This window comes from Psychrobacter sp. P11G5 (assembly GCF_001593305.1).
Taxonomy (GTDB): domain Bacteria; phylum Pseudomonadota; class Gammaproteobacteria; order Pseudomonadales; family Moraxellaceae; genus Psychrobacter.
In genome coordinates, this window is sequence record NZ_CP012538.1 from 1 (window position 1) to 6,009 (window position 6,009).

Sequence of the window (6,009 nt, forward strand, 5' to 3'; positions counted from 1 at the left end):
GCTGGTTCCCTTGGGGTATAGTCTATGGGCAGGTACTTCTATTTAATTTAATTCTAGCGATATTTTTTCCCTCTATATCGTTATATACCAAATTTAAAGTAAAGTTATTTGCTCTTTGAAATTTGGCATCATATAGGGACTCACAAAGGTTTCTAACAGAAGTAACATTGGTAAATTCTCTACGCGCTAGATCCTTATTTTCGTCAGTTAATAACATATCAATTTTATAAAAATAGTTGCCTACGTATGGGGTAAAAAGCACAGCTTCTGCTTCAGTATAGCTATTAAGTTTTATGGGCAACATAGATGCCACCGTATTACTCACATACCTAAATAACTCGTAAGCTTCAGCCTCATCTATATATTTATAGTTTTTATCGACAATCTCTGCTTCTAGCAACTGTCTATCAAGATTTTGAAAAACACCTGCGCTTACATTAGTGATAGATAAAAATATGATTACTAAAATCGGTAGGAATCTCATAAATCTCACTCAGTAATCTTATTAAAGGAATTGCTATATATTAAAATTAGCGTCTATCTAAAAGTCTAGTTACTTTATCTTATGATTCTTCTAAACCAAAATCTACCTTATCCGTTATAATAACAGACAAAAATTAATAAATTCACTTAACCTTAAACCAATGAGCCGCTGTTTTAGTATGTCAATTCATTTAATTAAAACTGGATATATATAATGAAAATAGTAGTTACAGCTTTATTTGCGATTACATTAATGATCAATATAATGCAAACAGTAAATGCTGAAACAGTTAAGGGTCATTACAGAAAGAACGGTACTTACGTTCAGCCATATAATCGTACTACTAGAAATCATACAAATATCGACAACTATTCCTATAATCCGCGTACTGACACACCGAAATATTATAATACACCTTCATATACTCCACCATCACGCCCTAGTAATGCGCTACTTTCTATTCCTTCAGTAAACACTGAAACAGTTGAGGGTCATTACAGAAAGAACGGTACTTACGTCCAGCCATACAATCGCACTACTAGAAATCATACAAATATCGACAACTATTCCTATAATTCGCGTACTGACACACCGAAATATTATAATACACCTTCGTATACTCCACCATCACGCCCTAGTAATGCGCTACTTCCTATTCCTTTATCTACTATTCCATCGAACACTATTCCAGTAAATATCATACCAGCTAATAGCAGTCCAACTGCTTTGCACCTGAAACGTTAATATGCTAAAACCATCTAAGTAGCGGAAAGGATACTATTTATCGATACACTGTTGATCTTGCATTGCCAAAACTAAATAGATGCTTTTAACTCTGGGTTGATTTAGTAGTACTCTGATATCTGCTGTCGAATCGGTAGACATTAACTTGAAAGATTATAATTTTTAAAAATTCTGGTTTATCTCATCTTCAGTGACAACTTCACCAGTTTCTTCATAATCTTTAGGCTTATTATAAGCGTATCTAATTTCAAATTTGCTAATAGTGCTAAATGGTCAACTCTGTTCGAATATATATGTTATTGTTTGTAACTAAATCTAACACTAAAGGAATGGATTTATGAAAAAACTATTGGTTGTAGTGCTGGCAGCAACATTTGCTTCAGCTGCGTTTGCTCATAGTGGAGGAACTAACTCAGCAGGTTGCCATAACGACACTAAAAGAGGTACTTACCACTGTCATTAAAAATATAGCTTCATATTATTTTTATGATACATGCTTAGAGTTTTAGCTGTAAGGTGCTAACTAGCACCTTACAGCTTTTTAAAATCTGTCTGCTTGTTCGTCATCAAGATACTCTTTCATAGGTCGTTTGGTGAACTTGCTAGGGTCTTTCTTGAGCCAAGTTGCCATGTGCGTAATCCATGCACTAGATGAGCTGTTAGCAGGATTTTGTGGCATTACCAAGTGAGCATAATCAGATATGAATTTCTTGCTATTCACCGCCCTAGCAAGCTGTTTAGGATTTAGTGCATTGACTTCATTTTCAGTTTTATTGTTTATCCAGTCCATAGTGTTAGGGTCACGATTTTTTGCTATTGTCGTTTTTTTCTTCTTCTGTTTGATGGTAAACCAAAAGCCAGCAACTCTACGCCCTTCCTTGTATTGCTTGAGTTCAACAGTGATATCAGTATGCTTGTTTATTTGCTCTATAGCGGGACTTACTACTATGCGTTTAAAGTTATCCATGCGCGGATATTGGTAAGGACTTAGCCCTAATCTACTCTTAAATTCATTAAGTTCCATTTTGGGTGTTTTTGGCTGACTCTTCCATGCAACCAACACCTCATAAAGCCTTAAAGCATAACCGCTTGTAAGCTGGCTTACTTGCTTAATTTCATAGCTTGTTAAATTCTTTTCAAGCTCTGTAATTAAAGGGATAACAACCCTAGAAAAAGTAAGTTCTACCACTGCTTCATTATCAATGTAAGCAACATCAGACACCCAACGGCTGGTGATGTTAGCTACTCCCTTGCCTCTTTTCTCTTGGTAGCTGAACTGTCTTGCAAATAGTGCCTTACAAGCGTCTTTTAAGCCTTCATAAGCTGTTGAACGGCTGCTTATATCGAACTGCTTGATATAGTCTTCAGCAAACACCCTTATAGGTTTATCAAAGGCTATGTAATCAAGCTCATTTTTATGTGTATGCTCTCTAATTACGATAATAGCCAACAATAACAATCTTTGCTCAACCAGCGTTAGGTTGTAAGTCGCTTGAATAAGTGAGTTCTCTTTCACCACTAATGAATTGCAATTCATTTAACTATACCCTTATTAAAATTAGTTAAAACTATATCACACATAATATAGTTAAATGCTCGGAATTTATAGTTTTTAAAATCGGAATTTATAGTTTTTAAAATCGATTCTGCTCGGAATTTATAGTTTTTAAAATCGGAATTTATAGTTTAATAGACGCTGTATCCATTGATAATAAAGGGGTACAGCGTTCCGATAAATATTACAAATATCTATTACAAATAAACAAATAAGGTTTTTTATTTATTTACTAATGAAAAACAAAAGAAAAGAGCACCTAAATCGAAATATCTTGATCTTTGATAGTAAGTTTTAGAGTCAGGTAACCTATCAATTATCTCTGGCTCATCCATCAATTTATTTTTAACCTCATCCAAAGCTTTGGGATTTTTCAAATTCATAAGTTTTTTAGCATTCTAGTGACTTTATTTTGCTTAGACCTTAGTAATGAGCTATAGAAACCACTCTGTTTGTCTACAGACTTAGATTTAATAGTCCTCTTCCTCTATTCTTATGCCTTGATAGCCTTTTCAGTTTTATCCCTCTCTACAGCGATTTTACGGCTTTCTAGCTGCATTGCCTCGTTTATCCTAACAATTTCCTCTTGGTTTAGTCCATCAGTCGCCACCAAGTAAGGCTCAACACGCTTTTTAAGGGTGTCATAGCTTCCTTCTGCCACGCTTTTATCCATCCTAGCTTTCTCGTAGTCCGCTAAAATGCTGTTTGCCGCCTTCACCGTCGGTTCTACTTGCTCAATAACGGCTGCTGTAACCTTTTCACCATACCTAGCCTTACTTTCAAACATTTCAGGCTTAGGCGCTACGGCTTTGATAGTGAAATCTCTCGCGTGGTTGATGTCGTGGTAATACTCCTTGATGCTGGTATGCTTGGCTTTAGAGCCTTCCTTGCCCCTTGTTAGTCCCAAATCAGCGACTGTATTGGCAAAATCGGTTTGCATCTGGTTTAACTTAACCCTGCCCCCTAGAAAATCCTTGCAGTTCAGCTTTCCCTTTTGGTCAATAGGAACGACATAAGCGACTAGGTGCGGTGTGCTTACATCCCTGTGAATACTCATACCTGCAATATTTTCTGCTCCATGCTTACCAATGAGCCATAAACTCGCTCGCTTAAAAAAATCCGTTTCTTGGCTTTTCCCCCAACCTTCCCATTCAGGACTAGCGGTTATCAAATACTCAATACATAGCACCGCATCCGAACGTCTTTTTTCAGGAAGCCGATCTTTTATTGCTTGTTTGACGACTTCAGGACTAGTAACGGTATGATGATTTTTAGGAGTGAGGTTGGGGTCAGCATTGGGCGTTTCTATCGTTCGGTAGTTGTGTGCAAGACTGCCACCAATGTTGCCCATCGTCTTTAATTTTGCCGTCCTCAAAATTGCATAGTTCATCGCCACTTTTTCCTCTAATTGGGTATTATTTCACTAAGGTGTACCTACTACACCATAAATTCACCCATCAGGAAAGTGTGAATTTTGGAGCAAAAGGCGATGAAAAAGGGCTATTTTTCCCTTTTTAGAAGCTAGGCTGTAAACAATTTGTAGACACATTTTTCTGTTACAAATCAATATCTTACGTCCATTTTGTTTGCACTTTGCAAACACCTTAATTTTAATAAACCTAACAATATCAGCTATTTGGCAGTCCCTTTAGGGTGCGTAAGGTGTAGTCATCAAATTAGGTGGGAAATAACGGATTTTTTATCTGTCATAAAATCTGCTACAAAAAAGGGCTTATAAGAGCGTTACTTCTCGTCATTCACTGGCATAATCTTAGGCCGTTACAAACAACTTATTAACCTAAAAAAATTATCTGTAGCTACAGATAATTCTATCTTCTGAGCTGTACGTTATGAGAAAAATTATTAAAGTGAAAGTTAGTGGTTTTCTTAGAGGGTTTGATGAACAGGGCATCACTGCCTAACCTAGCAAAATTCTGAATAATAATTGATATGCCTGTATTTTTGGTTTACATTGAGCGTACTCTTGTAAACTAAAGGTAATGCTATGGCTACCACTAATTATAATATTAGGCTTGATCAAGAGCTAAGAGATCGCGCCTTTTCAGTGTTTGAAAGTTACGGATTAACCCCTTCGCAAGCGATTAAGTTATTTTTGAATCAGGTGGCAGAAACCAATACTGTGCCGTTGTCTTTCAATTATCACTCTAAGCCCAGTAACGGCGCTCTACAGGCAGTGGTAGCTTTTGACGGTGATGACTCTACCGAAAGTGCTTTAGAAGGCTAACAGGCGCAAATAAAGCAAGGATGCGCTTCGATACCCACTTTTATTTACTCAGCGCAGTATAAAAAACCAAGCGATAACTGGTATTGCAGATTATTTGATGTATCTATTGAATTTTTAGAGCTATAATATTTTCTTTATTGAACAAATATTTGGTTTTTTATTGGCTGTAAAAACTCTTTTCGCTGTTGATGGTCTGATCAATGAGGGTGGTGTATGAAAAAAATAATTCTAGGCATGATGTTGTCTATTTTTGCGCTGTCATCCAGTGCTGCGGTGACGCTGATTGATAATCCCTTCTATAACAATGTTGAAGTGGATCATCCCTTATTTGTTAAGGGAGCAGGTGGCTCACAGTGTAAGGACTTACCTCGGGTCTGTACGCAAATGGTCAGTTGTGAGCAAGCCAAACAAGCGCTTAAATGTGGAAACACTAAGCTAGACCGTGATAAGGATGGTGTGCCATGCGAGTCAATATGTCCAGGTGGCTAGTTGCTGTCGCGTCTGTCGCCATTATCGGGTGTAGTAGCGCTGATTTGGAAGATGATATGTATGGGGCAGGTTTTATTGTGGTCAGTGAAGCGACATGGGGAACAGATCATACCGCCCCTTATCCTTTTACAGTGCCTGAGGGTGAGATTTCGTGTGGCTCTCATCCAGCCTTTGGCCGTGAGGTGTATTTTGAGCCTAAAGGTTACACCGATGAGTCCTACACTGGTACGCCACTTAATAAATCAGCGGTAGATGCCTTGAAGCAACGCAATCTGACGGTAAATGTGCCTTATAGCATCAAAGAAGGGGCTAATCTTAATGAGGTGATACAGGCTGGGTTAAGGGTCTGTGATGAATTTGAAGATAGTCTTGCAAATCATACTTAGGTTTTATTAACGAATACCAGTTATAGCAGCTAACGGTCTGCTATAACTGGTTCCATTATTAAGGTCTATTTTAAGTGGTCTATTAGCTTGATTGGCGTCCTACAGA

8 protein-coding genes are annotated in these 6,009 nt (G+C 37.5%); 4 read left to right on the top strand and 4 right to left on the bottom strand.

All coding sequences use genetic code 11. The annotated features are described in order from the left end of the window. Positions 1-22 precede the first annotated feature (22 nt). On the bottom strand, positions 23-484 hold the full coding sequence (locus tag AK825_RS14425) for a hypothetical protein (RefSeq protein WP_149038808.1): 462 nt from the start codon (positions 482-484) through the stop codon (positions 23-25). Positions 485-1,565: 1,081 nt separating this feature from the next. On the opposite strand from AK825_RS14425, the gene AK825_RS14735 reads away from it, so the two are divergent. After that, entirely contained in the window at positions 1,566-1,691 is a 126-nt protein-coding gene (locus tag AK825_RS14735; protein ID WP_149038809.1) for a YHYH domain-containing protein, read from the top strand. Positions 1,692-1,769: 78 nt separating this feature from the next. On the opposite strand, the gene repM is transcribed toward AK825_RS14735, so the two are convergent. The 3 genes from repM to mobV all read right to left on the bottom strand — a co-directional run bounded on the left by repM (position 1,770) and on the right by mobV (position 4,173). Continuing rightward, on the bottom strand, positions 1,770-2,765 hold the full coding sequence (gene repM, locus AK825_RS14430) for a replication initiation protein RepM (protein WP_068039714.1): 996 nt from the start codon (positions 2,763-2,765) through the stop codon (positions 1,770-1,772). Positions 2,766-3,004: 239 nt separating this feature from the next. Then, positions 3,005-3,166: a hypothetical protein gene (locus tag AK825_RS14780; protein ID WP_158511271.1), complete on the bottom strand. Its 162-nt coding sequence runs from the start codon at positions 3,164-3,166 to the stop codon at positions 3,005-3,007. 110 nt (positions 3,167-3,276) lie between these two features. Continuing rightward, complete coding sequence (gene mobV / locus AK825_RS14435) at positions 3,277-4,173, bottom strand: MobV family relaxase (protein ID WP_068039716.1); 897 nt, start codon at positions 4,171-4,173, stop codon at positions 3,277-3,279. Positions 4,174-4,788: 615 nt separating this feature from the next. Here mobV and AK825_RS14440 point away from each other — a divergent pair. The 3 genes from AK825_RS14440 to AK825_RS14450 all read left to right on the top strand — a co-directional run bounded on the left by AK825_RS14440 (position 4,789) and on the right by AK825_RS14450 (position 5,903). Further along, positions 4,789-5,028, top strand: a complete 240-nt coding sequence (locus AK825_RS14440) for a type II toxin-antitoxin system RelB/DinJ family antitoxin (protein ID WP_068039720.1) — start codon at positions 4,789-4,791, stop codon at positions 5,026-5,028. 213 nt (positions 5,029-5,241) lie between these two features. Then, the gene (locus tag AK825_RS14445; RefSeq protein WP_068039722.1) at positions 5,242-5,517 is read left to right on the top strand and encodes an excalibur calcium-binding domain-containing protein; all 276 of its coding nucleotides are present in this window, start codon (positions 5,242-5,244) and stop codon (positions 5,515-5,517) included. After that, positions 5,502-5,903, top strand: a complete 402-nt coding sequence (locus AK825_RS14450) for a hypothetical protein (RefSeq protein ID WP_082787307.1) — start codon at positions 5,502-5,504, stop codon at positions 5,901-5,903. The genes AK825_RS14445 and AK825_RS14450 overlap by 16 nt, the downstream gene beginning before the upstream one ends. Positions 5,904-6,009: the final 106 nt, after the last annotated feature.

What these genes read in the sequence shown, in the direction of transcription:
- AK825_RS14445 (WP_068039722.1), top strand. Translation starts at nt 5,242, where the DNA reads ATGAAAAAAATAATTCTAGGCATGATGTTGTCTATTTTTGCGCTGTCA.
- AK825_RS14440 (WP_068039720.1), top strand. Translation starts at nt 4,789, where the DNA reads ATGGCTACCACTAATTATAATATTAGGCTTGATCAAGAGCTAAGAGAT.
- repM (WP_068039714.1), bottom strand. Translation starts at nt 2,765, where the DNA reads ATGAATTGCAATTCATTAGTGGTGAAAGAGAACTCACTTATTCAAGCG.
- AK825_RS14450 (WP_082787307.1), top strand. Translation starts at nt 5,502, where the DNA reads ATGTCCAGGTGGCTAGTTGCTGTCGCGTCTGTCGCCATTATCGGGTGT.
- mobV (WP_068039716.1), bottom strand. Translation starts at nt 4,173, where the DNA reads ATGAACTATGCAATTTTGAGGACGGCAAAATTAAAGACGATGGGCAAC.
- AK825_RS14735 (WP_149038809.1), top strand. Translation starts at nt 1,566, where the DNA reads ATGAAAAAACTATTGGTTGTAGTGCTGGCAGCAACATTTGCTTCAGCT.
- AK825_RS14780 (WP_158511271.1), bottom strand. Translation starts at nt 3,166, where the DNA reads ATGAATTTGAAAAATCCCAAAGCTTTGGATGAGGTTAAAAATAAATTG.
- AK825_RS14425 (WP_149038808.1), bottom strand. Translation starts at nt 484, where the DNA reads ATGAGATTCCTACCGATTTTAGTAATCATATTTTTATCTATCACTAAT.